We start from the raw sequence: 24,954 nt of genomic DNA, 5'->3' as shown, positions 1-24,954 counted from the left end.
TCGCAATGACGGCAACAATCCAAAAATATGGGGCGAGTGACGGGTTTCGAACCCGTGACCCTCAGAACCACAACCTGATGCTCTAACCAACTGAGCTACACCCGCCATAAACTAACAACGTAAATTTAGATTATCAGAAGGATTTAGTCAAGAATATTTATTGTATTAACATATATTATTTGACTTATATATTGTAACTATGCATAGTTACAATATAAATCAGTATATAAAACTGATAAATACAGCTAAACAAAATCCTAAAGGATGCAGTTTCTCTGAATGTCATACTTTAATGACTAAGTGTGGTTGGATTAAAGATAGACAAAAAGGTAGCCATCAGATTTGGTACTCACCCAAAGGAGATAGATTATCTATTCAAACTTTTGGAAATATTGCACAAGAATATCAAGTTCAACAATTTTAAAACTTTGAAAAAGGAAAGGAAGATGAAAACAAATGACGCATTTGACGGGTTTACTATAGAGCTTTTTAAAGATACGGATGGAGATCGGCTAGCAAGATTTGAAGAGCTACTGAACGTATCGGCTTTTGGCAATGCACCTGAAAAAGCACTACAATAATTACAACAAGCTTGGACTTTAATAAAAGAAAGTTATATAAGTCATAATCAATCTATTACTTTAGCACCCTCTAGGCAAGAGTATAGCGGGCAGTTTAATGTTAGAGTAGATAAACGTGTGTATCGAGCTTTAGTACTTGAAGCACTTAGAGCAAAAATTAGTTTAAATGCTCTAGTATTCCAAAAATTAACTTTATCGGTAAACAATGAAAAAAGCAGTTATGTTAGTTAGCGGCGGGGCAGACTCTGCTACGGTTCTTGCAATGGCAAGAGAAATAGGGTATGAAATTCATTCTATGAGTTTTAATTACGGACAACGTAATAATGCAGAGCTTCGGAAAGTTAAGGAGCTTATAAAAGAATATAACGTCAAGCAGCATAAGATTGTTGATATAGATTTACGAGCTTTCGGTGGTTCTGCTTTAACCGACGATAATATAGATGTTCCGCATTATCATGATGTAAACGCAGTACCTGAAGATGTGCCGGTTACTTACGTGCCTTCTCGTAATACGATATTTTTAAGCTATGCACTAGGGTATGCAGAAGTAATAGGAGCAAAAGATATTTTTATAGGTGTGCATACAAGCGATTCAGCAAATTATCCTGATTGTCGTCCTGAATATATTAAATCTTTTGAAAAAATGGCAAATTTAGCAACCAGTATTGGAATACAGGGTCAAAAAATTACTATTCATACGCCTTTAATTGATATGACTAAAGAGCAAATAATTAGAACAGGTCTTAAGCTTGGTGTAGATTACAAAAATACTATATCATGTTATGAACCTACTGAAGATGATTCATCTTGCGGTAATTGCCTTGCTTGCATGATAAGGCTTGATGCTTTTAAAAAGAATAATATACAAGACCCAATTAAATATGTATGATAAATACTGCTTGTATTTCAAGAATTGCTCTTTCTTTTTATCAAGGACTCGTGATGCTCACGTGCTATGTGTACGCTCCGCTCACTCGCCTATCAAAATATGCAATACAAGCAGTATAACGACTTGAAGTATTATGATAGATAGAGGATATTTATATGCGCCTTTTCCTGTACTTGATTTAGAAAATATAGTACTAAGGGAATTAGTGGAAAGTGATGTACAAGATTATTTTCATTATATGAGTAAGTCGGAAATGGCTATTTATATAACTGATAGTAATAGACCTAAAGACTTAGAAGAAGCTAGAGAAGAAATACGTTATTGGTCTAGTTTATATAAAAATCATAGAAGCGTTTATTGGGGAATTGCCCTTAAAGACGATAATAAATTAATAGGTACTGCCGGTTTTAATATAATAAATCTAGAACATCATAGAGCAGAGATAAGTTATGACCTAGATCCTAATTTTTGGGGTCAAGGTATGATGTTAAAATCTATAAAGAATATTTTAAAATTTGCTGATTATATAGGCATTGTAAGAGTCCAAGCAACAGTAATTACTGATAATTTGCGTTCAAGTAATCTTCTTGAGAGATGCGGTTTTGCTAGGGAGGGAATCCTTAAGAAATACGAAATAGTTGCAAATGAGCATAAAGATTATTATATGTATGGTAGGGTTGTATGAATTGTACTGTCATCCCGTGGTCAAGACACGTGATGACAGTGAGTATAAACATAAAAAAGAAAGTTAATGGTAGTAGAAGCTGATAAAAAAGAATTGATTTGTTCGTTTTGTAGTAAAAAACAACATGAAGTAAAAAAACTGATAGCAGGTCCTGCAGTATTTATTTGTGATGAATGTATAGATTTATGTACGGATATTATGAAAGAAGAAAGTAGAGTTGCGTTAAAGCAAATTACTTCTTCAATTCCAACACCGCAAAAAATATGTGCAATTCTAAACGATTACGTAGTTGGGCAAGACCAAGCTAAAAAGATTTTAGCAGTAGCGGTTTATAACCATTATAAGCGACTTGAATATGTACAATCCGGCAATAATGACGTTGAGCTTAATAAGTCAAATATTTTATTGATTGGTCCTACCGGTTCAGGCAAAACTTTACTTGCTCAAACGCTTGCTAAAATTCTAGACGTACCTTTTACTATGGCGGATGCTACTTCTTTAACGGAAGCCGGTTATGTTGGTGAAGATGTTGAGAATATATTACTACGCTTATTGATAGCAGCTGAGTTTAATATAGCAAAAGCACAAAAAGGTATAATTTATATTGACGAAGTTGATAAAATTGCACGTAAATCAGAGAATCCTTCTATTACACGTGATGTATCGGGCGAAGGAGTACAGCAGGCATTACTTAAAATTATGGAAGGCACAGTTGCTTCTGTGCCTCCTCAAGGCGGTAGGAAACACCCGCAACAAGATTTCGTACAGTTAGATACTTCAAATATCTTATTTATTTGTGGTGGTGCTTTTATGGGGGTTGATAGCATTATAACCTCAAGAACTAATCATAGTTCTATAGGCTTTGCAGCTAACGTAAATATAGATAAAGAGAAAAATAATAGTGAGATTCTTAAATCCCTAGAGATTGAGGATTTAACTAAATTCGGTTTAATCCCTGAATTTATCGGTAGGTTACCCATCGTTACTACTTTAGATGAGTTAGACAAAGAAGCTTTAATTACAATTCTCACTAAGCCTAAGAACGCCATAGTAAAGCAATATAAGAAACAATTTGAGCTTGATGATACTGAGCTTGTAATTGAAAATTCTGCACTAGAAGCTATTGCTGAAAAAGCTTTGGCTAAAAAGACTGGAGCAAGAGGGCTTCGTTCAATACTTGAGCATCTTTTGCTTGATAGTATGTATAAAGTTGCTGAGCTAAAAAAACAGCGTGTTACTATTACAAAAGAGGTAGTTAACGGCTTAGTAGAACCGATAATGACATCTCTTATTTCTACAAAATCAAACAAAAAACAATCGATGATTGAAGATATACCAGCGTAAATATTGTTTCCTCGCTATGTAATTCTTACGGACTTGCCTGCGTGTATCGAAAAACGCATTAGGTGTCATCCCGTGGCTTGACCACGGTATCCAGTTAAAAAGACTAAAATTATTGGTACTTTAAGCTGTTCTTTAGATACCGTGGTACAAGCCACGGGATGACACCGAATAGTTATCCTAAACTAGTACTATAAGGGTTTAATACAATTAAGAAAAAAGTAATAATAAAACTGATAAATGCTTGCCAGCATAGCTAGAACCATTATTTAAATAATTTATAATATTTTTCCTGTAAGGGAGTTCGCTGCTTTCATGCTTCAAGTGCCATATTTCGTAGTTGAGTTTGAATCCATAATACCGGAAGCCAACAACTACCGGCGATTATGTATCCGATATAAGTTAAGATAAGCCATAAATTAGAATAATTATAACCCAGCATATTGACTATGCCGCTCACCGGTTGAATTATCACAGTTGGAGTAGTAAAAAGAAGATAAGCTATAACTGTAGTGCGAGCTGCATATGCCTTTGCATTCAAATCGCCGATTTTATTTGCCAACTACATAAAAAAAGCAGTACCGATTCCAGTACCAAATAAAATGGTAGAGCTAATAATATGAATAGTTTTTATAAAAAGATAATCCATTATTTATCTCGTTCTATCGCCATTAATACTAAAGTAAGTAATATTATTGGAATATTTTTAAAATATCGGACCAAGCGGATCTAGCAACAATATTGGTTTAAGATATGTTAATAGTAGAGTATAAGTTAGGATTAAAATTTGTAAACTACATATTCTACTTATCTTATTTTTGATAATTAGTAGAATTCCAAGAATAATATCCGTAAAGCAGATTCCATATAATATGTAATGTGCTATTGGTTTATCAAATCCTAGTGATATTATAATGTGCATACTAGCATCATAAGAAAAAATGCTTGCAATAATTCCTGTCATTATACAAAATAGCCATAAGACAATTGTTATCACAGGTTTTAGCAAATAAAGCATAGCGTGCCATATGGGGATTGTACGGTTAAAGGTTCGGTTGCAAAACCTTGTTGCAAGTTTCTAGGGATTATAGAAGTAAAATTGATAAAATCTTTTTTTATCAGCAATATTAGGTTGAAATAATATATTATACGCAGTAGAATTAATGGGTCCTATGTTTAGAAAATTCTCTAATTTATCTGCTATTTTGATGAATATTAGAGGAATTTTAATTAGTCTTCCAGTATTAACTCCAAGCCATCTTCTAAATCCAAGCAAGATATCCTTCATGGTAACTATTCTGGTTCAACTATTCTTAATAATTTGTAGATTTTCCATTCCATTTCTATACAGTGAATAATTACTTTCGTTAAATCATCAATATGAATAGGTTGAAATTGTTGCAAACAATCGCCTATTAAAGGAATAAAGTATGGTAATATTGCAATATGCCTAAATAGTGAGGTACCACCGTAACAACCACTTGCGTTAACAAGAGATGGCTGTACAATCACCCAAGCTATATTTTCAGTGACTATATAAATATTCTAAACAAGATAATAATACGCAAATAAAACTTTAGTCAATATATAATAAACTTATCAATCAAGATATAGATTTTAACAATATTGAATCAGACATTAGTACCTATCATGGATTGAAGAGTAGTGCTATGTGTTCGGCAATAGCCACACTGATTTTAGATTATATCTGTTTGTATTTTCATAATCCAGAATTAGAATTTTATGAAGATCCAATGTTTTATGCCTCCACTTCTGTTAAATTAATACGTCTTGCTTTTTGATTAGTATCAACATATTGTGGCAATAAAGGGCGAAAAATTAACTAATGATGTGTTTTTTCAAAAATTTTACTATCATGATGCGGCAAGATTGACTGTAGCGATAGTACCCTTAATAATGTTTGGGTCTATTAAAGATTTAAACTTCTTAAGTCTTGCAACTTTAATAGATGTTTTCACAACTGCTATATCGGATTTAAATGTTGGTAATGCAATAAGTAGTGTAGGTAAAAATATTGCTGAGAAAACTGCTACTACCATTACTTGGCTTAATAAAATTGACTCAGGCACAAATGATGATACAGTTATTGATATTGAACCTACAGAAGAAGTACCATGTCTAGGTTCTATGGACATTTGATTAATTATGATTATTCTATTAAAAGTAGACAGAATCTAGTATAAAAAATTACAATATTACTAACTTCTTTTTTTATAGTATTGATGCGTATTCAAAATAAATCAAAACTTGTGTTAATTTTTCCATTTATATTATTAGCAGTACCAATATATTTGTTATTAGAAATTTATGATCTAGGAAAAAATGGTATATATCGCAACGATCTATATCAGGGGTTTTATTATAATTTTTTGTCCCTTTCATTACAGAAATAGTGCGAAAAGTACAATTATATCGTACAGCTTCCTAAAAATCCAAATGTTCCTTACAGAATTGCAATACTATGCAGGCATGATCGTTTGGCATGTATGAGGATACAGCAAGCAATGAATAATCTTGGGTGGGAATCATTATTTACTGTAATCAGCACTAATATGCATCCGATAGATATTTTAAGAATGTATAGTATAGTTAGGCAATTTAATCATGATGTTACTATATCCGCAGGTGATTTTGCTAAGGTTGTGGATATTAGACACTATGTTATTTTACATTTTCCTTGTCTGAGAAATAATGCTAAATATTTGATAGATATTGCTTTGGTTCCCTATTATTGTCTTAAACCTATTAAATCTTATGGATTAGTTGCTGTTACGGATTTTAAAAAAAATTAATCAATATTATGAAGATATTGCCATACCTATAATTGGTTTCAAGTTTTCACGACCTAAAACAGAGTTTATTAAAATTAATGATTCGAGGTTATTTATGTGTGATTATAATTGGGATAATACTCGCTCTGGTCTCAAATATAAAAAATTATATAAACTACTTGATAAACGTAATGATGTAGATATGTATGGTCCTAGAGCAGGTTTGTTACTGCTTAATTCATATAGAGGATTTATACCTTATGACGCTCAGTTATTTGTTTATACAATAAGAAAAAGTGGTATTGGTTTAGCATTGCATTCAGAAGATCATATTATGGATAACTTTCCTTCTGTACAAGTTTTAGAACTTGTGAGTGCTTCAGCATTGGTAATTGTTGACGCAATGACATGGGCAAAAGCAACTTTTGGTGATAATATACTATAATATAGAAACTTTACACAAATCTCCTGAGGAAATATACTCTCAAATAAATCAGCATTTAGAATGGCTGAAGTCTCATCGTGAAGAAGCTTATGAAAAGGCAACAAAGCTCATAAGATGTATCTCGATAAATTTACTATGGAACAAATCCTTACACACGTAGCTAATATGCATAATAATATCCCACAGGGCAAATGTATGATGCTTTCACATTGCGTAATGAAGCATTTTCCTATACACCACATGAGTATAGCATAAAAACCGGTAAGAGTTATTTTGATACGGAAAACCTTCTTCTAATGCAGAAAATATATCCTCCGGATTCAGATTTACTACCGGTAAATGCGTGTTTTAAGAGTCTTGCCATATAAACGACAATTCTTCGAAAACTGTTTTTACGATTCTATAAAAGACGATTGCGAACATGTGTATCTGCATGAGTGTATGCGTTCTAAGCATAATGCAAGGATATTTATGAATCCACCACAAATTATCCGTTATGAGCATTATAGGTAAAGTTATAGTATACCTCTATAATTTTTCTTCTATTTGTGGTGGATTTGCGGCTTCTACTTCGATAATCTCAGATTTAGAGGAAACGATTTGATAACGCTCTAAGGCCGCAGGCATTGCTTTATTTCCTGAATCAATGCCAAGCTTGTTAATGTTCTTCACTCTTGACATAAAATTACGATTAAACGAGGCAGCAAATTTATCATAATTAGTAACCATATTTTGTATATTATTACCGATCTTTTGAGAATAATCAGCCATAGTACCTATAGAGCTTAATAGTTTTCTTACTTCTTCAATGATTACCTTATAATTTTCTGAACGACGATGGTCGGTAATTTGAAATTTTGCAAATGATAGCATATTCATAAGCCCAGCAGGTCCTACTGGAAAGATATTACAGCGCCAAGCTTTCTGTAAAAATTCATGGTCGGCTGCAATGACTTTCTCGACCGCTTGTTCAGTTGGTAAAAACATTAAAGTAATAACGTTGTTAAAGTTCTGATCCTTTTTGTTTAGATTAGTTACAATATTTGCAGCATAGTCTTTATTAGCTAGAGATTTTAAATGATAATTCATAGTTTTGCTGAGATTCCCGCTATTATCCTGCTCATTAACTAGAAACTTTGAAGCTTTGGAATCAATGACCATTAAATTATCGGAAGGAAGAAAAATAATAGCATCAGGTCTTAGCTTCCCGCTATCTGTTGTAGTCAGACCGTATTGCATAATGAAATCTAGGTTAGGACGTAAGCCTGACGATTTTAGGATATTTTCAAGCGTAATTTCAGCAAGTAACCCCGCACCGATAGGAGAAAGTAGCGACTGTTTTATCAAATCAACGGTATCTTTTGATTGCTCTATATCTTTATGTAATGCTCCTACCATAGTAATCAATCTCTCAAACTCGCTATTAAATTTTCCTGAAGCAGTAGCGATATTTTGCTCGGCCAGCTCTCTTGTCGCTGTGTTTTCCATTTTATGTATCTCTATTAATTGCTTGGACAAATCTTTCCCAAGGTCAAATAAAGCAGCTTTAGCCGATGAAAATGATTCTTCTCTTATTTTTTTTGAATCCTTAATAGTCTGTTCTTGATATTCTACTTTGCACTTCAATTGCTCAATTTTTTGCAAACATCCTATTTTTTCTTGGTGCAATAATTGGTTGTTATTGCTAATTTCTAAATTCTGCTCTGATAAGAATTGTAGTTGCCTTTTTAAGGTTTTAGTTTTTACATAAAATAAGATGATTAAAGCTAGTAAAATAAGCAGAATAGCTGCGGTAACCGCTAATAAATAAGGCATATATTTTGTAATTCATGTGAGCATTGCGTTATAAATATCGGAACAGTCTTAACTATTGCGACATTTACTTATCATATTTTTATGAATTTATAGCATTACCCGTAGATTGTCATCCTAGCTAACTTGATCGCTGGATCCAGTTAAAAAATACTAGTATTTTTTATTATTTTTATGGATACCGTGGTCAAACAACGGTATGACAGCGGTGGGGGCAACACTTATAGAGATATTATAATGTATAGGTTATATAAAAAGCAAGTTGCATAATATCTAACAAATTACGGTAAACTTGTATTGATAAGCGGCGCAATGCAGCTAGGAAAGACTACAATATCAAAACAAGTAATCAAGCCTAATCACAATTCAATTTACCTAAATTGGGATTATCTTGAAGATAGAAATAAAATCTTAAATAAACATACAGAACTTTTTGAAAAGTGACTTTCTACTATATCCTATAAGAAACCATGTTTAATATTAGATGAAATTCATAAATGTAAAGATTGGAAAAATCTTGTAAAAGGATTTTATGATAAATTCGGAGAACATATTGAATTTATTATAATAGGTAGTGCTAAATTATATATATAAAAGGCGGCGATAGCATAATGGGGCGTTATATAAATTTAACCGTGCATCCATTATCGGTATCTGAAATAGCTAAAAACTTTGATAATAACATTGATTATATAACAAGTCCTAAAAATATCACTATAGATGCATTTGAAGCTTTAATAAATTTTTGAGGATTTGCAGAAAGTTATTTAAAAGCAAGAACTAAATTGCATAGAATATGGAGTAATAAAAGATTCGCGCAATTATTTAGAGAAGATGTAAGAAATACTGAACATATATACAATATTTATGCGTTAGAATTACTTGCTACCATTATAAACGACCAAGCCGGTTCATTAATAAACTATACAAATCTTGTTAACAAAGTTAGGGTTTCAGACCACACAATAAGAATAAGAAGATGGCTTTCTTTGCTAGAAAAGCATTATTATTGTTTTACCATCAATCCTTGGTCTAAAAATGTTGTAAGGAGCTTGATAAAAGAGCCAAAAATTTACCTTTGGGATTGGTCGTAAATAAAAGATATAAGAGCAAGATTTGAAAATTTTGTAGCTGCTCACCTTTTAAAAGCAGTATATTTTTGGAACGAAACATGGCTTGGTGATTTTGGTTTATATTATCTTCGTGATAAACAAAAATGTGAAGTCAATTTAGTAATAACAAAAGATAACCACCCATGGATTTTAGTGGAGGCAAAAGTAAGTGACTCAACCGTTTCTTCAAGCTTAAAATATTTTCATGAATTACTTAAACCTGAATTTAGCTTTCAAGTGGTTCAAAATCAACAAGCTATTTCGGGCTCTTGATTTGATGAACCGGGCTTATTGATAGTACTGGCTATTACTTTCTTATCTCAATTTGTGTGATATTAATTTTTGCGAAAAAAAAGGTAATTTAGTCAAATGTAAATCATATGACTATTTTGTTACTGATATCGAAATAATCTTAACAATTTCAACATTTAATTATAAGCCATATCCTCGTGCATACCAATAAATGTAGCTGAATTGACTATATTCACTTTATCTGCTAGAGGTCCGAATGGCTGAGCAGGTTTTAATAATTCCGGCGTTAATATAAATTTGGTTTTTTGCTCGATATTAGATAAAAAAGGTAAATGTAAGCTATGGGAATGCTTTATCACTGCATACTTATCCCATTCTGGATATTGCCTATTTAGATTTTCTATAGGATCAGCAGGACCATAAACCTATATACTACCGAATCTATATTTTTTTAAAGGATATAATTCATTATCATAAAATGAACTCTTCGGATACTTATCCCGAGCTGCTAAATTAGTATATATAAATTTGTCTTGACAAGCTTTTTTGCATATATTATAAGTTCTCTCGTAGGAAACAGCATAACCGAGTTGCTCAAATTGCGGTAATATTTGTTGCAGCAATATTTCGTCTTCATGCATAATACCGATGTCTAAATCATCGTCAAAAGGAATTATACCTTGATGTCTAACGGCTCCAAGCAGAGTGCCTCCTTCTGTCCAATAATTAATATTATTCTTCTCAAGGAGCTCATGAGTATCTTTCATTAGCTGATAAAGGGCGATAGCTTTTGTCTCGCTAATTCTATATTTTTTTACTTGTTCATCACTTAAGGTTACATATCGCCAGTTATGTTCTAATATAAAAAAATCTACCGGCAAATATAATTAATATTAAGCCTATAATATTTTTAAAAGATAACATTGACTTTAATTTTATCACCTTGGCCCTCAAATTGTATTTCTTCTGCTGATGTGACGTTTTTTAAATCTTCCGTTAGCTCTGCAGATAATTCTATGCCGCTAACTTCAAGCAGTTTTATTGGAGCTTTTATAGATAGATTATTCTCAGCTTTGAATTTTCTGACGATATCTAGGATTGCAATTAATCCTTCCGATTGCGTTACATCGATTCCATAGTGTAAGTCACCGTAATTAACCCAGTTACCTTTAACGTGAATAGAATTCTCACTATATAATATCTGATATAACTCTTCAGTAATATGGGGTATAAACGGTGCAAATAGTTTCAGTAAAATTTGCATCACATGATATAAAGTTAATATGCTACTATACTGTCCTTGTGGGTTTTTATTTTCTTCATCATAGCTTCTTGTTTTACTTATCTCTAAATAATTATCACAAAATATCACCCAAAAAAACTTTTCCGTCAGATGCATAGCATTTGCGTATTCATAGTTTTGTAACTCATTTGTTGCCGCGTTAACTAATTCCACTAACTTATTAATCATCCACTGATCAAATTCATTAGTGATTTGTTCTTTAATATCGAACAAGCTTGCTTTTTTATCTACATCTTTTAGTTTATTACAATGTATAAAAATAAACTTACAGGCATTCCACAGCTTATTAACAAGTCGTTTGCCGTTTTTCATAACGTCTTCGGAATAGGCGGTATCAGCACCTAGTTTTGAATTTGCCGACCAATAACGTATTACATCGGAACCGTACTGCTCTAGCAGCTTTTCAGGAACTAAAACATTGCCCTTAGATTTTGACATTTTACTTCGATCTTCAGCTAAACACCAACCACTAACCATGATATTTCCCCACGGTAGAGTATTTTGGTGTAGATGAGCTTTTAAGATAGTATAAAATGCCCAAGTTCTGATAATTTCGTGTGCTTGCGGTCTTAAATCCATCGGGAATAATTTATTGTGTCTATCTTTATTAACAGCGAAATTGTCAGAGATGCAATGCGTCGAAAGTTGAGGTGAAACAGAGCTTGTTGCCCAAGTATCCATAACATCTAAATCAGGCTCTACTTCCTCCTTACTATAACCTATAGGTAAATCTTTTAATGGATCGACAGGTAGCTGCGAAATATCGGCATATAAAATCTTACCTTCTTCGCCGACTCTTTTAGAGTACCAAACAGGGAAAGGCACACCAAAATAACGCTGCCTACTTATGCACCAATCCCAACTAATGGCATTAATCCAATTCTCTAAACGAATTTTCATATTGTTAGGACGCCAGTTTAGTTCGTTTGCTCTTTTAAGTAATGCTTCTTTATGTGATATCGTTTTAACGAACCATTGCGGCACCGTTAGTATCTCAAGAGGAGCACCAGACCTCTCAGCACATTTAACGGTTTGGGTAATTTCTTCTTGTTTAGTAATCAACTTTTGTTCTTTTAAAATATCTATTATTTTTATTCGTGCTTCTTTAATTTTCAAACCGTCTATAGCAATATTGTGAGGGAAATTTATTGTACCTTTTTTAGTGATAATAGTTTTTAAAGGTAGATTATGCGTCTTCCACCAAGTAATATCCGTTTGATCACCAAATGTACAGCACATAACTAAACCTGTACCTTTATCTTGTTGTACTAAAGGAGAGGCAAGCAGCGGAACTTTTTCATTAAAAAGCGGTGTTATAGCTGATTTACATGCTAGATGCTTATAACGCTTGTCATCAGGGTGATAAAATACGGCGATGCAAGCAGGCAATAACTCAGGTCTGGTAGTTGCTATAGTAAGAGACTCTCCTTGCTCAGTTTTAAAAATAATATAATTCATGAAAGAGGTTTTTGCCTTATCCTCAATATCGGCTTGAGCAAGAGCCGTACCATCTACCGGGTCCCACAATATCGGCTGATCATTACGATAAATTTTACCTTTCTTCACTAAATCAAGAAAAGACATTTGTGATATTTTACGTGATAACGGACTGATAGTTTGGTACTCTAAACTCCAGTCAACCGATAAAGCTATTTGGTTAAATAGCCTTCTAAACTTCTCTTCTTCACTTTCTACTACCTCTTCACAAATTTTTATAAACTCGTCTCTGCCCATATTATAAGCTTTGATCTGCTTCTGTTTTTCAACAAGTCTCTCGGTTGGTAGACCATTATCGTCAAAACCCATAGGATAAAAGATATTTTTACCGATCATACGCTGAAATCGTACAATAAAATCCGTTTGCGTATAGCTGTAAACATGCCCGATATGTAACTGCCCTGAAACCGTCGGAGGCGGCGTATCAACTACATAGGTTTCTTCTTTTGAAATATTTGGATCATAAGCATAAATTTGCTGCGCTTGCCAAATTTGCTGCCATTTTTTTTCATTTTCTGTAAAATTATAATTTTTCGGAAATTCTGTCATAGATTTTATAGTTGATTCAGGAATCTCATTATAAAGGTTATATGCGATTATGACAATAGAACTATTGCTAATAATTGAAAATATAAAAATCCATGTATATAATAATGCCAATAGAAATTTTAGGGATCAAAATATCATTAATTCAGAGTATTTAAAATTTGTAGAGCAATTAAAAATTCAAGTATCTGAAAGTCGTTATCAAGCTGCAAGGTCAGTAAATAGTGAGTTAATAAAGCTATATCATCATATAGGTAATGAAATTCTTAAACGACAGAACAAATATGGTTAGGGTGCGAAAGTAATAGATAATTTAAGCCGTGATCTACATTATGCATTTCCTGAAATAAAAGGATTTAGCAGCAGAAACCTTAAAAATATATGAGACGTTTTGCTCAAGAGTATAGGGATTTAGAATTTGTGCAGCAGCTTGCTGCACAATTGACGTGGTTTCATATAGTTCTTTTACTAGATAAAGTAAAAGATAGAAAACACCAAATCTTTTATATGAAAAAAATTGTTGAATATTGTTGGTCACGTAGTGTACTTACTATGCAAATTGAACTTGAGTTACATAAAAGACAAGGACAAGCAATAACAAACTTTCAAAGTAAACTAGCCTCTCCTCAATCTGATCTAGCACATTATACGTTCAAATACCCATATGTTTTTGATTTTTTAAGTATATGGAATACAGCACATGAAAGAGAGGTATAAAAATAATTCACTAAACATATAGAAAAATTTTTAATTGAGCTTGGAGCTGGTTTTGTTTTTGTTGGCAGACAATATCATTTAGAAATAGTAGAACATGCTATATTGATATATTATTCTATCATTTAAAACTTCGTCGTTTTGTAGTAAGTGAGCTTAAAGATAAGGATTTTAAACTAAAATATGCTGGTAAAATGAATTTTTATTTATCGGTTTTAGATGATATTTTAAAGCATCCAAACGATAACACGTCTATTGTGCTAATTTTATGCAAATCAAAAAATAATATACTTGTAGAATATGTATTGCGTGATATGAGTAAACCTATTGGACTTACAGAGTATAAAATCACTGAAAATATACCTGACGAGATAAAAAGTGAACTCCCAACTATTGAAGAGCTGGAGCCTATCTGTAAAAATATTTTAATTGATCATTAAAGAACTTTTTTATCGAAAATTGATAAGATTTGTGCAACAATAGCAATTCCTATTTCAAAAAATCTTATAATTTGCAGTAAAAAAGAATTTAATTAGTTTTACAATATCTTTACAGATAAGGTCTTAAAACAGAACGTGCCAAAGAATTAATAAACAATAGAAATGCCAAATAAACTTTTACTTACTTTAAAATTAATGCGGGTAGATAAGCCGGTAGCTTATTTGCTGGTTTTTTTCCCTGCTTTATTTGGATTGCTGCTTGCAAACCCTTCTAACACGGAATTAGCTTATTTATTACCGTTATTTATTTTAGGGAGTATAACGACAAGGAGTAGCGGGTGTATTATTAACGATATATTTGATAGAAAATTTGATAAACATGTTACACGGACTAAAGACCGACCTTTAGCAAGCGGTGCTTTATCTGTTTCTTATGCTATTTTTATACTTTTTATTCTTAGTATTATCTCGCTTTGTATATTGCTACTTTTAAACAAAACAGCCATATATACAGGTTTTTTTGCGGTAATAATGATTAGCCTATATCCGCTAACGAAACGTATTACCTACTTTCCGCAAATATTTATGGGATTTACCTTTAATCTAGGGGCATTAATAGCGTATGCGGCAGTTCAGGATAAACTTGATTTAGCAGCAATTATTATATATTTAGCATGCTGTTTTTGGGCAACCGGTTATGATACGATTTACGGCTATATGGATATAAAAGACGATAAGAAAATAGGAGTGAAATCTTTAAGCATATATTTAGAAAACAAGCATCCTAAATTTTGGCTTGATGTATGCTATATAGTTTTTATATTACTATTTACCCTAGCAACAAAGATAGCTAACCGTAATATCGACTATTTACCTATTTTAGCTGCTTTAATTTTACTGATATTGCAAGTAGCGACGCTTGATATAAAAAATCCTGATTATTGTATGACAAGGTTCAGAGCTAATAATTATGTCGGGGTACTTTTGAGTATGGTGTTTTATTAAATTCTTGTACTAACAACAGTCTTATTAGGGATTAGATAATGTGCTTGATGTCATTCATGCGCAAGCAGACGAGTGTCAACTTAATAGCAACCTTACCGGATGTCATACTAGCACAAGCTGGTATCCAGCATAAAGCGAGATAAATCAAGCTTTTAATTCAAAAAGCTTGCTGTAGTGATGCTTTTTTCTGGATGACCACTTCCGCAGAAATGACATAAAGTAAAAACTGTCCAGTACTATAAGCAAAGCCACGCCTATGCATGCATGACATTGACCTGTGCAATAACTCCTCTAACAGCCCATAAGGTTACCATTGATATTACAGTTATGTAAACCGCAATTGATAAAGAGATGCCGGTTACATGCCAAAGCATTAGGCAGATTGACGGGGTAAGGCGTCCGATCAGTGAAGAGCCTATACTACTGCCGATACCTACTAACATATATTTATCGGCAGTTTTAAACAAATTATTTAGCCAGCAATTCAATGGTGCTAAGAAGCCAACACCGAGTATTATAATCCAAATACGTACGAAATTAACATACCATATAGACGAATTATCTAAGAAAAACCATAAAGGAATTATGCTTAAACTCATGATAATGAGAGTACCCTTCAATATTTTAAGGTAATGGACTTTTTTTGTTAGATGACCAATTATCGGAATCATAATCATATCACAAATCAGAAATTCCGTATTAGATTTCATCATTGTTTCAAGCGATATATCAGTGATAAGCGGAATAAAGCTATTCATAAAGACGCAAGGCACTATATAGGTAATATATGAGAAACCTACGGCAAAACTAATACGTAAGATACTTAGTTTATTGTTCCAAATTGTGTTTAAGTCGAGTAATAGCGATGATACCACGTCATTGCGAGGCGAGGATCTCATTGTCAGCCCGTGGCTTGACAATGATGGTCTTACTATAATATCCTCGCTCTTCCTTAAAAAATAACCTATAAGGGCTATAAGTCCGCCAAATATGAAACATAAACGCCAATATTCATTATACTCTAGATTTAAAACTATACTGCTGATAAATGAAGCAAGAATAATACCAAGCATTGTAGAGGTTTGATAAAGGTAAGAAGCTTTAAATGCTTTTTTTTCGTCTTTATTCTCTAGAATATATAATTTAGCAATAGCACATTCACCCTCGGAATATACTCCTTGCAACGTTCTAAGCACAACTAATAATAGCGGTGCAAGCCAGCCTATGTGCGTATGAGAGGGGATTAGACCTATTAAGCTAGTTGTTAAAGCAACTCCGATTAGAGAATGAGATAAAGCAAAAACCCCGCCGTATTTTTTAGCAACTACGCCAAAACAATAAGAGCCTATGGGACGTGTAAATAAAGATGTCGCAAGAACACTATAGGTAAGTATTAAGGCGACAATTTTATCATGATGCGGAAAGAAAATACCAGCAAGTAACGGTACAAGAAACCCATAAAGTGCAGTATCAAAATGGTCCATCGCATTACCGATTATGATAGAAAAATCCCTCTTGCTTAATGAATTGCTCATATATTAATAATGTAATGTAAAATTTATAATGTATACTTGCTGAATTTGACAAATTGGCGTCGTTGTTTTTCGCTTTTGATCCGCACGTTAGGTATATACGCTGCGGTTAAACGCTTCAAAATGCCTTGCTCTGTTCCAAATTGCGCTTCGTATAATTGCTCTTAATTGTGTTAGGAGTATATAAGTATGTAATCTTACTTGTAAATAATTTTTTTAAGAGATATGATTATAAAAGTTATAGCTTAGAGTAATTGTAATTAATGAATAATTTGAAACAAGGAAAGTTTATTACATTTGAGGGAGGGGATGGAATCGGTAAATCCACTCAAGCTCAAATGCTCTATGAATATTTAAAATCTCAAAATACTCACGTTATTTTAACTCGTGAAGTGGGAGGTACTGCCGTCGCCGAAAAAATGCGTGCAATCCTAGTTCATGAATCATTATTACCTATGTCTGAGCTTTTGCAAGCTATGGCAGCACGTTATGATCATATGGCACGGAAAATTATACCGGCTCTGCAAGATGGACATGTCGTAATATGTGATAGGTTTATTGACTCGACTGCATGTTATCAAGGATTAGAGCTAGAAAACGGCATAGATTTAGTTTATAATCTGCACAAAATTTTAATGCCTTCTCTTATGCCGGAGATTACGTTTTTTATTGACGTAGAGCCGGATACTGCTATTGAGAGAGTCAATTCACGAAATATGAGCAATAAATTTGACATAAGAGGTATAGATTTTTATAAAAAAGTCTATGATTGCTTTAAAGCATTAAGTAATAGATTTCCTGAGAGAATAAAAACAATTAAAGCATCAGATTTAAGTCCACCTGAAGTACATGAGTTAATAAAAAAGCATTTATGAATAATACTTACTACATTACTACCCCTATATATTACGTTAACGATGTTCCTCATATCGGTCATGCTTATACTAGCGTTGCAAGTGATGTAATCGCTCGTTTCATGCGCCTTCGTGGTCTCGACGTAATATTTTTAACAGGTACCGATGAACATGGGCAGAAAGTAGAAAAAGCAGCAATTAACAAAAATATTGATCCTCAAAAATTTACCGATCAGACCTCGGAGAGTTTTCGTCATCTGATGGCTGTTATGCATATTTCTAATGATGATTTTATTAGGACCACGGAAAATAGACATAAAGAAGCTGTAGCTGTTTTTTGGCAGAAATTGCTAGATAACGGTACAATCTATGAAGGATTTTATGAAGGTTGGTATGCAGTGCGAGATGAGGCTTTTTTTGATGAGTCGGAACTTACGAGTGACGGTTTAGCGCCGACGGGTGCTCCAGTTGAATGGGTTAAAGAACCAAGCTATTTCTTTAATCTTTCACAATGGCAAGATAAATTGCTTGAGTTTTATGAAGCAAACCCTGATTTTATCAGACCTATATCAAGGCGTAACGAAGTAATTAGCTTTGTTAAATCAGGTCTAAAAGATTTATCCGTGTCACGTACTACTTTTAACTGGGGTATAAAAGTTCCAAATAACGAAAAACACGTGATTTATGTTTGGCTTGATGCACTTGCTAATTATATTTCGGCACTCGGTTATCCTGATGAACAAAGTAGTTACGGTAAATTTTGGCCGGCTGATTTACACGTAGTAGGTAAGGATATCTTGCGTTTTCATACTGTCTATTGGCCTGCTTTTTTGATGGCTGCAGAAATTCCGCTACCGAAAACAATTATGGCTCATGGTTGGTGGACGAATGAGGGGCAGAAAATCTCTAAATCTCTTGGTAATACCATTGATCCGATTAAGTTAATCAATGAATTCGGTATTGATCAGATTAGGTATTTTCTGATGCGTGAAGTAACTTTTGGTGCAGATGGCAATTTTGCCCGTAGTAATTTAATTACCCGTATTAATAGCGAGTTGTCAAACAAAATAGGTAATTTATTACAGCGTAGTACAGCTTTTGTTTATAAAAATAATGAAGGTAAAGTGCCGCTTCTTACGCAAAGCGTTATAGATAAAATATATGAGCTGCCGATTTTAAAAACCGCAAGTAAATTTGCCGAGCAGAATATTTTATTGATGGACAAAACAGAGATTAATAAAATTCTTGACAATATTATTAATCTAGCTGAAGAAGCAAATATCTATATTGATAGTGAAGCACCTTGGAATTTGAAAAAAACAGATCCGGATAAAATGCTAGAAGTGTTATACACTTTACTAGAAGTTTTACGCTATATTGCTATAATGCTTCAGCCTTTTATACCGAGTTCAGCGAATAAAATGCTAAATCAGTTAGGGATAAGTAAAGAAGAACGCCTATTTAAGCATTTAATACGTGATTATGCTTTAAGGGCAGGTAGCAATATTTTAGAACCTACCATAATATTTCCGAGATTTGAGGGGGATGTTGTATGAATCTTGTTATGTCCTTTCCAATTTCTTCTATATCATTCCCACGAGAGCTGGAATCTATTTTTTTAAATAGACTATATACTAGCTTTTATATTCATTTTTTACTGGATTACTGCTTCCGTAGGAATGATATCGGTATTGTAGCATGTTAATAGATTCGCATTGTCATCTTAATTTACTTACTGACTTATCATCCCGCGATCTCGTAGCGGGATCCAGTAAAAATATTAAAACAACTAATACTAGTTGTTTTTTGGATACCATGGTCAAACCACGGTATGACACGGTGCTTTTAGATTCTGTCATTCAAAGAGCATTAGAAAATAATGTGCAGTATATGCAAACTATCTGTACTAAGCTTGAAGATTTACAAATTGTGTTAGAAATAGCCGAAAAATATGACAATATTTTTGCAAGCGTTGGTGTGCATCCGTGTGAGGTTAATGAAAGCAGTATGCTAATTACGGATTCAGAAATAATAGAGATTACCAACCATCCGAAAATGATTGGCATCGGTGAAACGGGGCTTGATTATTATCATCAGCTTTACGATAAAACACTCCAAAAAGATTCGTTTGTAGCACATATACATGCGGCGTCTAGTACACGTCTGCCTGTTATTGTTCATACAAGAGCAGCAGATGAAGACACTATTGACATTTTAACATCAGAAATGCGTAACAGCAAATTTCCAGGTTTAATACACTGCTTTACCTCTTCAAAAAAATTAGCAGAAAAAATGCTAGATATCGGTTTATATATTTCAATGTCAGGGATTATAACTTTCAAGAATGCAACCGATTTGCAGGAAATAGTTAAATATATACCGCTTGATAGGTTATTAATCGAAACTGACTCACCTTACCTAGCACCTACCCCTATGCGTGGCAAACAAAACGAACCGGCTTTTGTTAGATATGTCGCAGAGAAAGTCGCTGAACTCAAAAATATCACCTCAAAAGAAGTAGCAAATGTTACTACTCAAAACTTCAAAACATTATTTTCCAAATTTGAAAAGCATACTCGTTTAATTTGAAACATTGGCTACAAAGTCTCTTATTAATAATCCTCACGTACTAGTGTACGCTGCTCAAGATTGATAATTTAAAGTTGAAATTTTTAAAATAACTATTTATAGTATTTTCATTATTAGTATATTTAATATGGAATTTGATCGCAAGAATGCCATCATGGGTTTTTTAAAAGAACGTGAAGATCACAAATTTACCGCTTATGGCATAGCTTAATTGCTTGTAGCAAAGCACCTTGAATAAGCAAGACTCAAAGCAAATGCAAGTACAAATAAGAGATTGTTAGAAGTAAAGACTCAAGAAGAAAAAGATAAGGAGATTATAGGCATTTATGCAGGTGAAATTAGCGGTAGTAAGCTTTTTGCTGAGCGAAGACAAGAACCTAATATTAGAATAGAGCTAAAACCTAAAATAAAGTTTTATTATTCGCAAAACCGTGATTACTATGTCAATAATGAACAAGCCACAGAACCTAAAATAAATACAAATAAAGAAGATAAAATAACCGAAGTATAAAGTATGTGATGCATTTGCATTATATCTTCAAAACAAATTGAAGATTCATAATATGCCTATTTAGCATAATTTTTTTTCAAATCAACAAGGTGCTAAAGGTAATAAGTGGCTACATCTAGATTGGGTAGGTATGGAGGTTCTTAATGAAAAATGTGGATTACTAATTAAAGATTGTGCTAAATATTATGCAGGAAAACAAGCACGGCTTTGGTCTTTTGAAGCAAAAATAAAAATCAACCGTAGTAATTTACGAGAATATTTTTTCAGGCTTTATCAAATTCATCAGGGGCACATGACGGTTATTTAGTTGCTGCTGATTTAATTGAAAGTACACAAAATGATACTAGGCATGAACTCGAAATGTTGTGTACTAGCCACGGTATAGGCTTTATTTTAATGGATATAGCAAATCCTGAATATAGTAAGATATTAATGCTGGCTAGAGAAAGACTGGAAATAGATTGGAATATGGTTAATAGATTGGAAGAAGAGAACAAAGATTTTGAAAATTATATAAACAATATTGACACATTTTATAAAAAACAAAAAGTAAATGATAGTACGTGGTTTGATATTAATGACCACGTAAATAAACTTCCTAATCAAAACAAGAAGAAAAAGTAAACATATTTATATATCGGACTGTTAACAAAATAATTTTAAAGCTAATTAAAATCTTTTTTGCTGCAAATTATAAGATTTTTTTGAAATATGAATAACTATTCCGGCAAAAATCTTATTAATTTTCGCTAAAAAACCTATTTTGTTAACAGTCCAATAGACCATTATTATCACGCATCTATAAAAATTTAAGACGTGAATCCTAAAATTAATGTTACTAAAGAAATTTTTGATGTTAAACTAAATAATTATATTAATTATTTTTAGATTTAGGGATAAATTATGATGAACTATGATTTAAGTACTAATTATACATATTATGTGTTAGAGGGGCTTAGAGCACAAATTGCTCCAATGCATTTAGGTATAAAAATTCTAAAAGAACTGTATGAACATGAGTCTCTAGAAGATAACGGTTTTGCAAGAATTATGCATGCTTATTTAACACTTTGTGAACGCATGACTAGAAAATATACAAAACCTGAATTTAATATCCTTGACACAATTATTGATGATAAAACCTATAACATTAATGAAAAAGTTATATTAAAAAAGCCTTTTTGTGAACTAAGGCATTTTCAGAAAATAGGTTTTCAAAAAGAATTACCTAAATTATTAATAGTAGCACCCATGGCAGGACATCACGCTACTTTACTTAGATCAACCGTACAAGAATTATTACCATATGCTGATATTTATATTACAGATTGGACGGAAGCAAGTTTCGTGCCGCTTGAAGCAGGGCATTTTGATATGGATGATTATATTGATTACGTAATGGAGTTTATCAGTTTTATAGGACCTAATGTTCACACTATGGCAGTTTGCCAACCTACTGTGCCACTGCTTGCTGCCATTAGCTTAATGTCGGAGAGTAATAGTCCAAATGTGCCGAGTTCGATGATTTTGATTGGGGGACCTATTGATGCTAGAAAAAACCCTACAGCAGTTAATGAATTTGCTCAAAGTAAAAGTTTAGAATGGTTTTGCAAAATGGTTACAATGAAGGTGCCGCCAAACTATCCTGGTTATGGCAGAACAGTATATCCCGGCTTTCTCCAACTTGCCGGCTTTATGAGTTTAAACTTATTCCGTCACATAGATTCACATTTAGAATTATGGCAAAGTTTATTAAATTCTGATTATAAAAAAGCTGATCATACTATTAAATTTTATGATGAGTATTTAGCAGGTATGGATATGCCGGCAGAGTTTTACTTACAAACTATAGATGAAGTATTCCAACAATTTTCGTTAGCAAGAGGTAAATTAGTTTCTGAGAAGCGTCCGATCGATTTAAAACATATTACTAGATGTGCTTTACTTGGTATTGAAGGGGAATTAGATGACATTGCAGCAGTAGGGCAAACAAAAGCTGCTTTAAAACTTTGTGCAAATATACCTGAATCAATGAAAAGATACCATGTACAGAAAGGTGCAGGGCATTACGGGGTATTTAGCGGAAGTAAATTTAAACAGTTTATAGTACCTATTATCAAAGATTTTATCTATGATTTTGATAAAACTAATTTCAAGTAATCTAAACTTAAGGCAGTATAAAAATAGTGATTGCAAGGAAATTATGTAAGTAATTGACACAGCAAGGAAGAAAAAATTCTGTAAATCAGAATTTTTTGTTATTTTTGTGGAGTGCCACGCTCCTGGCGGTCGCAGCCTTGTTTCATGAATCAGTATTTTCCTCTGTATAGTACCGGATAGTTTTTGACAAGACCGTGATGTCATTCCTGCGAAAGCAGGAATCTAGTACAACATATAAAAACAAGTTTTTTATATGTTGATTTTATTAAATATATAATTGTGTATCGATATTAAGGTTACTTTATCTGGATTCTCGCCTGCACGTGCATGACATAGAATAGCAATTGTCCAGTACTATGGTCTTGACCACGGTGTTTAGTTCAAAATACTAATATTATTAGTATTTTTAGTTATCTTACTAGATACCGTGGTCAAGCCACGGTATGACAGAGGTGCAATCGATCCATACAACAATGTTTGCTTGCAATGCCTGGGTGTTATCCACGCAAGAATACTTTGCTGGAATGATAGAGCATCTATGTAACAAGACCATAATTAAAGGAGCAGTGCGGTAATCTAATATTCAACTTTTAGTAGTTTTTTGCATTTCTTGTTGTTGATTTTGTTTATATTGTTCCGCTTTTTCTTCTATGTAATTAAAAAAGAAATAAGTAAAAGTTAGAAAACCGGTTAAAATAATACCAAATGTTATTAGTATTGCTGTAAGTTGCTTTCGTGAATCTTCTGCTTTTAATCTTTTCTTTTCTTTACTTACGTCTTCATCATTTTTGAATTCAGATATTATTATTTGTTCTTCTGTAGCATTTTTCATGTTGTAACTCAACTAAAATGAACTTCTTTATTACTAAGTTATTCCTATAACTTACAAATTTTTGAAGTTTATAAGATTAGAGATATTTATAGTAAGAGCAGTTGTAATTATATTCAATAGATCTCTTCGGAAATTCTACTTCTAGGGGCAATTTGTACGTAGCGCCTAAACTCGCATCATCACGTACCATTGAGTACGCTGCAGTGGCAAGCACTGCCGTGTCTCCTTCAAATGTCGCCCCAAACCCTCGTTTCCGAAGAGGTGCAATTTATCCATTATCTTTTAATTTTTTAAAAACATACCTCATAGCGTTTTCCGTTATTCGCTATATTCTTAAAAAAATAAAATATTTCCTATAAATTGGACATAATGCAACATCTTGTACTATAATGAAGAGGTTTAAGCCTCATAAAAATAGGATATATAAGCAGTAATACTATGTCAATATCCTTGAATATTAGTAGTAAATTATGTAATAATATGTGTCCAACCTTGGTTGTACATATTCTTATAATTTATGTCTCCTAAAATGGCAATATTTAAAGTATCGGAGCAAGCAGCTGACAATATAGCATTATCAGAAGTGATATCAGATTGTCCCACATAATTCTGAATAAAATTATTAACAGTATACTCAAAGCTTGTATATTTTGTAGGATATGAATCAATAAGCTGTGTACATTCTGTATTTCCGAGTTTACTTCCAATCAATACTAAGTCTTGAATTGTATTTATTTTTGATTTATCGCCAACCACAAGACCGTTCACAGTATCGATAATTATGATATTTTCAAGATCTACTACGTTAGTTAATTTATTATTAGAACTAATTAAAGAGTTTGTAGTATTGCTTGTTACTACGTTTCCCTCGCAATAATTATCGTTTATATTTGGTTGTGTTAGCTGTAATAAGGAATGCCAAGTACCAAGATCGTTCCAAACAAAATCAGCTTGTATCATGACAATTCCCTAAATATATTACATTATAAGGCTCATCTGTCTATTGTCAAACTTTTTTCATGTTTTATAGCAGTATTAAATGCTTTTTCTGCAATACACAAT

26 protein-coding genes, 1 tRNA gene and 6 pseudogenes are annotated in these 24,954 nt (G+C 32.7%); 23 read left to right on the top strand and 10 right to left on the bottom strand.

Features of this window, described 5'->3' with window-relative positions; genetic code table 11:
- Positions 1 to 28: 28 nt before the first annotated feature.
- Positions 29 to 105 (bottom strand) — tRNA-His (locus A1C_RS04885).
- A 94-nt stretch (positions 106 to 199) separates the two neighbouring features.
- On the opposite strand from A1C_RS04885, the gene A1C_RS08855 reads away from it, so the two are divergent.
- The 5 genes and pseudogenes from A1C_RS08855 to clpX all read left to right on the top strand — a co-directional run bounded on the left by A1C_RS08855 (position 200) and on the right by clpX (position 3,499).
- Positions 200 to 424: a type II toxin-antitoxin system HicA family toxin gene (locus A1C_RS08855; protein WP_232279107.1), complete on the top strand. Its 225-nt coding sequence runs from the start codon at positions 200 to 202 to the stop codon at positions 422 to 424.
- A gap of 22 nt (positions 425 to 446) precedes the next feature.
- Positions 447 to 812 (top strand): annotated as a pseudogene (locus A1C_RS04875) (toxin-antitoxin system HicB family antitoxin).
- Entirely contained in the window at positions 787 to 1,470 is a 684-nt protein-coding gene (queC, locus tag A1C_RS04870) for a 7-cyano-7-deazaguanine synthase QueC (protein ID WP_012149958.1), read from the top strand. Before A1C_RS04875 ends, queC begins: the two are co-directional and overlap by 26 nt.
- A 133-nt stretch (positions 1,471 to 1,603) precedes the next feature.
- Positions 1,604 to 2,155 carry a GNAT family N-acetyltransferase gene (locus A1C_RS04865; protein ID WP_012149957.1) on the top strand — a complete coding sequence of 184 codons (552 nt, stop codon included), beginning with the start codon at positions 1,604 to 1,606 and terminating at the stop codon, positions 2,153 to 2,155.
- Positions 2,156 to 2,221: 66 nt separating this feature from the next.
- A complete protein-coding gene (clpX, locus tag A1C_RS04860; protein WP_012149956.1) occupies positions 2,222 to 3,499 on the top strand; it encodes an ATP-dependent Clp protease ATP-binding subunit ClpX in 1,278 nt (425 codons plus the stop codon).
- A gap of 310 nt (positions 3,500 to 3,809) precedes the next feature.
- Here clpX and A1C_RS04855 read toward each other — a convergent pair.
- The 3 genes and pseudogenes from A1C_RS04855 to A1C_RS08850 all read right to left on the bottom strand — a co-directional run bounded on the left by A1C_RS04855 (position 3,810) and on the right by A1C_RS08850 (position 4,784).
- Positions 3,810 to 4,145, bottom strand: a pseudogene (locus tag A1C_RS04855) (DUF2269 family protein).
- A 57-nt stretch (positions 4,146 to 4,202) separates the two neighbouring features.
- Positions 4,203 to 4,418: a DoxX-like family protein gene (locus A1C_RS04850; RefSeq protein ID WP_232279139.1), complete on the bottom strand. Its 216-nt coding sequence runs from the start codon at positions 4,416 to 4,418 to the stop codon at positions 4,203 to 4,205.
- Between the two features lie 156 nt (positions 4,419 to 4,574).
- Entirely contained in the window at positions 4,575 to 4,784 is a 210-nt protein-coding gene (locus A1C_RS08850) for a hypothetical protein (RefSeq protein ID WP_232279106.1), read from the bottom strand.
- 530 nt (positions 4,785 to 5,314) lie between these two features.
- Between A1C_RS08850 and A1C_RS04835 the strand changes: the two genes are divergently transcribed.
- From A1C_RS04835 to A1C_RS07850, 4 genes are all read left to right on the top strand, one after another.
- Positions 5,315 to 5,656: a hypothetical protein gene (locus A1C_RS04835; protein ID WP_012149953.1), complete on the top strand. Its 342-nt coding sequence runs from the start codon at positions 5,315 to 5,317 to the stop codon at positions 5,654 to 5,656.
- Positions 5,657 to 6,003: 347 nt separating this feature from the next.
- Positions 6,004 to 6,309 carry a hypothetical protein gene (locus tag A1C_RS08845; protein ID WP_012149952.1) on the top strand — a complete coding sequence of 102 codons (306 nt, stop codon included), beginning with the start codon at positions 6,004 to 6,006 and terminating at the stop codon, positions 6,307 to 6,309.
- A gap of 94 nt (positions 6,310 to 6,403) precedes the next feature.
- On the top strand, positions 6,404 to 6,733 hold the full coding sequence (locus A1C_RS08840) for a hypothetical protein (RefSeq protein ID WP_232279105.1): 330 nt from the start codon (positions 6,404 to 6,406) through the stop codon (positions 6,731 to 6,733).
- Positions 6,734 to 6,924: 191 nt separating this feature from the next.
- On the top strand, positions 6,925 to 7,101 hold the full coding sequence (locus A1C_RS07850) for a hypothetical protein (protein WP_012149950.1): 177 nt from the start codon (positions 6,925 to 6,927) through the stop codon (positions 7,099 to 7,101).
- A 160-nt stretch (positions 7,102 to 7,261) separates the two neighbouring features.
- On the opposite strand, the gene A1C_RS04825 is transcribed toward A1C_RS07850, so the two are convergent.
- Positions 7,262 to 8,548, bottom strand: a complete 1,287-nt coding sequence (locus A1C_RS04825; protein WP_012149949.1) for a DNA recombination protein RmuC — start codon at positions 8,546 to 8,548, stop codon at positions 7,262 to 7,264.
- Positions 8,549 to 8,857: 309 nt separating this feature from the next.
- On the opposite strand from A1C_RS04825, the pseudogene A1C_RS08220 reads away from it, so the two are divergent.
- The 3 genes and pseudogenes from A1C_RS08220 to A1C_RS09590 all read left to right on the top strand — a co-directional run bounded on the left by A1C_RS08220 (position 8,858) and on the right by A1C_RS09590 (position 9,930).
- A pseudogene (locus A1C_RS08220) lies at positions 8,858 to 9,139 on the top strand (ATP-binding protein).
- 17 nt (positions 9,140 to 9,156) lie between these two features.
- The gene (locus A1C_RS08215) at positions 9,157 to 9,294 is read left to right on the top strand and encodes a hypothetical protein (RefSeq protein WP_198282960.1); all 138 of its coding nucleotides are present in this window, start codon (positions 9,157 to 9,159) and stop codon (positions 9,292 to 9,294) included.
- 36 nt (positions 9,295 to 9,330) lie between these two features.
- Positions 9,331 to 9,930: pseudogene (locus A1C_RS09590) on the top strand (DUF4143 domain-containing protein).
- A gap of 155 nt (positions 9,931 to 10,085) precedes the next feature.
- Here A1C_RS09590 and A1C_RS04810 read toward each other — a convergent pair.
- Positions 10,086 to 10,851: pseudogene (locus tag A1C_RS04810) on the bottom strand (LicD family protein).
- On the bottom strand, positions 10,820 to 13,258 hold the full coding sequence (locus tag A1C_RS04805; RefSeq protein WP_012149948.1) for a valine--tRNA ligase: 2,439 nt from the start codon (positions 13,256 to 13,258) through the stop codon (positions 10,820 to 10,822). Before A1C_RS04805 ends, A1C_RS04810 begins: the two are co-directional and overlap by 32 nt.
- 49 nt (positions 13,259 to 13,307) lie before the next feature.
- Between A1C_RS04805 and A1C_RS08830 the strand changes: the two genes are divergently transcribed.
- The 4 genes and pseudogenes from A1C_RS08830 (at position 13,308) to ubiA (ending at position 15,414) form a co-directional block, all read left to right on the top strand.
- Positions 13,308 to 13,547: a DUF1016 N-terminal domain-containing protein gene (locus A1C_RS08830; RefSeq protein ID WP_232279103.1), complete on the top strand. Its 240-nt coding sequence runs from the start codon at positions 13,308 to 13,310 to the stop codon at positions 13,545 to 13,547.
- 89 nt (positions 13,548 to 13,636) lie between these two features.
- Positions 13,637 to 13,972: a DUF1016 N-terminal domain-containing protein gene (locus A1C_RS08825; protein ID WP_232279102.1), complete on the top strand. Its 336-nt coding sequence runs from the start codon at positions 13,637 to 13,639 to the stop codon at positions 13,970 to 13,972.
- Positions 13,973 to 13,990: 18 nt separating this feature from the next.
- Positions 13,991 to 14,409 (top strand): annotated as a pseudogene (locus A1C_RS08820) (PDDEXK nuclease domain-containing protein).
- A gap of 162 nt (positions 14,410 to 14,571) precedes the next feature.
- Positions 14,572 to 15,414 carry a 4-hydroxybenzoate octaprenyltransferase gene (ubiA, locus tag A1C_RS04795; RefSeq protein ID WP_012149947.1) on the top strand — a complete coding sequence of 281 codons (843 nt, stop codon included), beginning with the start codon at positions 14,572 to 14,574 and terminating at the stop codon, positions 15,412 to 15,414.
- Positions 15,415 to 15,668: 254 nt separating this feature from the next.
- Here the strand turns inward: ubiA and A1C_RS04790 are convergent, their stop codons facing one another.
- The gene (locus A1C_RS04790) at positions 15,669 to 16,949 is read right to left on the bottom strand and encodes an MFS transporter (protein ID WP_012149946.1); all 1,281 of its coding nucleotides are present in this window, start codon (positions 16,947 to 16,949) and stop codon (positions 15,669 to 15,671) included.
- A gap of 260 nt (positions 16,950 to 17,209) precedes the next feature.
- Here A1C_RS04790 and tmk point away from each other — a divergent pair, with 260 nt between their 5' ends.
- From tmk to A1C_RS04760, 7 genes are all read left to right on the top strand, one after another.
- Complete coding sequence (tmk, locus tag A1C_RS04785; RefSeq protein WP_012149945.1) at positions 17,210 to 17,821, top strand: dTMP kinase; 612 nt, start codon at positions 17,210 to 17,212, stop codon at positions 17,819 to 17,821.
- Positions 17,818 to 19,356 (top strand): methionine--tRNA ligase, encoded by a 1,539-nt coding sequence (metG, locus tag A1C_RS04780; RefSeq protein ID WP_012149944.1) that lies wholly within the window; start codon positions 17,818 to 17,820, stop codon positions 19,354 to 19,356. Before tmk ends, metG begins: the two co-directional genes overlap by 4 nt.
- 142 nt (positions 19,357 to 19,498) lie before the next feature.
- Positions 19,499 to 20,389, top strand: coding sequence for a TatD family hydrolase (locus A1C_RS04775; RefSeq protein ID WP_041816786.1), 891 nt, complete (start codon positions 19,499 to 19,501; stop codon positions 20,387 to 20,389).
- Positions 20,390 to 20,663: 274 nt separating this feature from the next.
- On the top strand, positions 20,664 to 20,900 hold the full coding sequence (locus A1C_RS06260) for a hypothetical protein (protein ID WP_012149942.1): 237 nt from the start codon (positions 20,664 to 20,666) through the stop codon (positions 20,898 to 20,900).
- A gap of 130 nt (positions 20,901 to 21,030) precedes the next feature.
- Positions 21,031 to 21,207, top strand: coding sequence for a hypothetical protein (locus A1C_RS07845; RefSeq protein WP_157211908.1), 177 nt, complete (start codon positions 21,031 to 21,033; stop codon positions 21,205 to 21,207).
- A 53-nt stretch (positions 21,208 to 21,260) separates the two neighbouring features.
- The gene (locus A1C_RS06255; RefSeq protein ID WP_088123997.1) at positions 21,261 to 21,524 is read left to right on the top strand and encodes a hypothetical protein; all 264 of its coding nucleotides are present in this window, start codon (positions 21,261 to 21,263) and stop codon (positions 21,522 to 21,524) included.
- 279 nt (positions 21,525 to 21,803) lie between these two features.
- Positions 21,804 to 23,060 carry a polyhydroxyalkanoate depolymerase gene (locus A1C_RS04760; protein WP_041816785.1) on the top strand — a complete coding sequence of 419 codons (1,257 nt, stop codon included), beginning with the start codon at positions 21,804 to 21,806 and terminating at the stop codon, positions 23,058 to 23,060.
- A gap of 583 nt (positions 23,061 to 23,643) precedes the next feature.
- Here A1C_RS04760 and A1C_RS04755 read toward each other — a convergent pair.
- Both A1C_RS04755 and A1C_RS08810 read right to left on the bottom strand, forming a co-directional pair.
- Complete coding sequence (locus A1C_RS04755; protein ID WP_012149940.1) at positions 23,644 to 23,892, bottom strand: RP671a family tick cell line-upregulated protein; 249 nt, start codon at positions 23,890 to 23,892, stop codon at positions 23,644 to 23,646.
- A gap of 468 nt (positions 23,893 to 24,360) precedes the next feature.
- Positions 24,361 to 24,852, bottom strand: coding sequence for a mannose-1-phosphate guanylyltransferase (locus tag A1C_RS08810; protein WP_012149939.1), 492 nt, complete (start codon positions 24,850 to 24,852; stop codon positions 24,361 to 24,363).
- Positions 24,853 to 24,954: the final 102 nt, after the last annotated feature.

Source organism: Rickettsia akari str. Hartford, from assembly GCF_000018205.1.
Lineage (GTDB): Bacteria > Pseudomonadota > Alphaproteobacteria > Rickettsiales > Rickettsiaceae > Rickettsia > Rickettsia akari.
Note: the sequence above shows the minus strand (reverse complement) of the source record. Positions and strands in the feature narration are given on the sequence as shown.

What these genes read in the sequence shown, in the direction of transcription:
- A1C_RS08215 (WP_198282960.1), top strand. Translation starts at nt 9,157, where the DNA reads ATGGGGCGTTATATAAATTTAACCGTGCATCCATTATCGGTATCTGAA.
- queC (WP_012149958.1), top strand. Translation starts at nt 787, where the DNA reads ATGAAAAAAGCAGTTATGTTAGTTAGCGGCGGGGCAGACTCTGCTACG.
- A1C_RS07850 (WP_012149950.1), top strand. Translation starts at nt 6,925, where the DNA reads ATGTATGATGCTTTCACATTGCGTAATGAAGCATTTTCCTATACACCA.
- A1C_RS08850 (WP_232279106.1), bottom strand. Translation starts at nt 4,784, where the DNA reads ATGAAGGATATCTTGCTTGGATTTAGAAGATGGCTTGGAGTTAATACT.
- A1C_RS04755 (WP_012149940.1), bottom strand. Translation starts at nt 23,892, where the DNA reads ATGAAAAATGCTACAGAAGAACAAATAATAATATCTGAATTCAAAAAT.
- A1C_RS08840 (WP_232279105.1), top strand. Translation starts at nt 6,404, where the DNA reads ATGTGTGATTATAATTGGGATAATACTCGCTCTGGTCTCAAATATAAA.
- ubiA (WP_012149947.1), top strand. Translation starts at nt 14,572, where the DNA reads ATGCCAAATAAACTTTTACTTACTTTAAAATTAATGCGGGTAGATAAG.
- A1C_RS04775 (WP_041816786.1), top strand. Translation starts at nt 19,499, where the DNA reads ATGTTAATAGATTCGCATTGTCATCTTAATTTACTTACTGACTTATCA.
- A1C_RS08845 (WP_012149952.1), top strand. Translation starts at nt 6,004, where the DNA reads ATGAGGATACAGCAAGCAATGAATAATCTTGGGTGGGAATCATTATTT.
- A1C_RS04865 (WP_012149957.1), top strand. Translation starts at nt 1,604, where the DNA reads ATGATAGATAGAGGATATTTATATGCGCCTTTTCCTGTACTTGATTTA.
- A1C_RS08810 (WP_012149939.1), bottom strand. Translation starts at nt 24,852, where the DNA reads ATGATACAAGCTGATTTTGTTTGGAACGATCTTGGTACTTGGCATTCC.
- A1C_RS04825 (WP_012149949.1), bottom strand. Translation starts at nt 8,548, where the DNA reads ATGCCTTATTTATTAGCGGTTACCGCAGCTATTCTGCTTATTTTACTA.
- A1C_RS06255 (WP_088123997.1), top strand. Translation starts at nt 21,261, where the DNA reads ATGTTGTGTACTAGCCACGGTATAGGCTTTATTTTAATGGATATAGCA.
- A1C_RS04760 (WP_041816785.1), top strand. Translation starts at nt 21,804, where the DNA reads ATGATGAACTATGATTTAAGTACTAATTATACATATTATGTGTTAGAG.
- A1C_RS08855 (WP_232279107.1), top strand. Translation starts at nt 200, where the DNA reads ATGCATAGTTACAATATAAATCAGTATATAAAACTGATAAATACAGCT.
- A1C_RS04790 (WP_012149946.1), bottom strand. Translation starts at nt 16,949, where the DNA reads ATGAGCAATTCATTAAGCAAGAGGGATTTTTCTATCATAATCGGTAAT.
- A1C_RS04850 (WP_232279139.1), bottom strand. Translation starts at nt 4,418, where the DNA reads ATGCACATTATAATATCACTAGGATTTGATAAACCAATAGCACATTAC.
- A1C_RS04805 (WP_012149948.1), bottom strand. Translation starts at nt 13,258, where the DNA reads ATGACAGAATTTCCGAAAAATTATAATTTTACAGAAAATGAAAAAAAA.
- tmk (WP_012149945.1), top strand. Translation starts at nt 17,210, where the DNA reads ATGAATAATTTGAAACAAGGAAAGTTTATTACATTTGAGGGAGGGGAT.
- A1C_RS07845 (WP_157211908.1), top strand. Translation starts at nt 21,031, where the DNA reads ATGGAGGTTCTTAATGAAAAATGTGGATTACTAATTAAAGATTGTGCT.
- A1C_RS08825 (WP_232279102.1), top strand. Translation starts at nt 13,637, where the DNA reads ATGAGACGTTTTGCTCAAGAGTATAGGGATTTAGAATTTGTGCAGCAG.
- clpX (WP_012149956.1), top strand. Translation starts at nt 2,222, where the DNA reads ATGGTAGTAGAAGCTGATAAAAAAGAATTGATTTGTTCGTTTTGTAGT.
- metG (WP_012149944.1), top strand. Translation starts at nt 17,818, where the DNA reads ATGAATAATACTTACTACATTACTACCCCTATATATTACGTTAACGAT.
- A1C_RS08830 (WP_232279103.1), top strand. Translation starts at nt 13,308, where the DNA reads ATGACAATAGAACTATTGCTAATAATTGAAAATATAAAAATCCATGTA.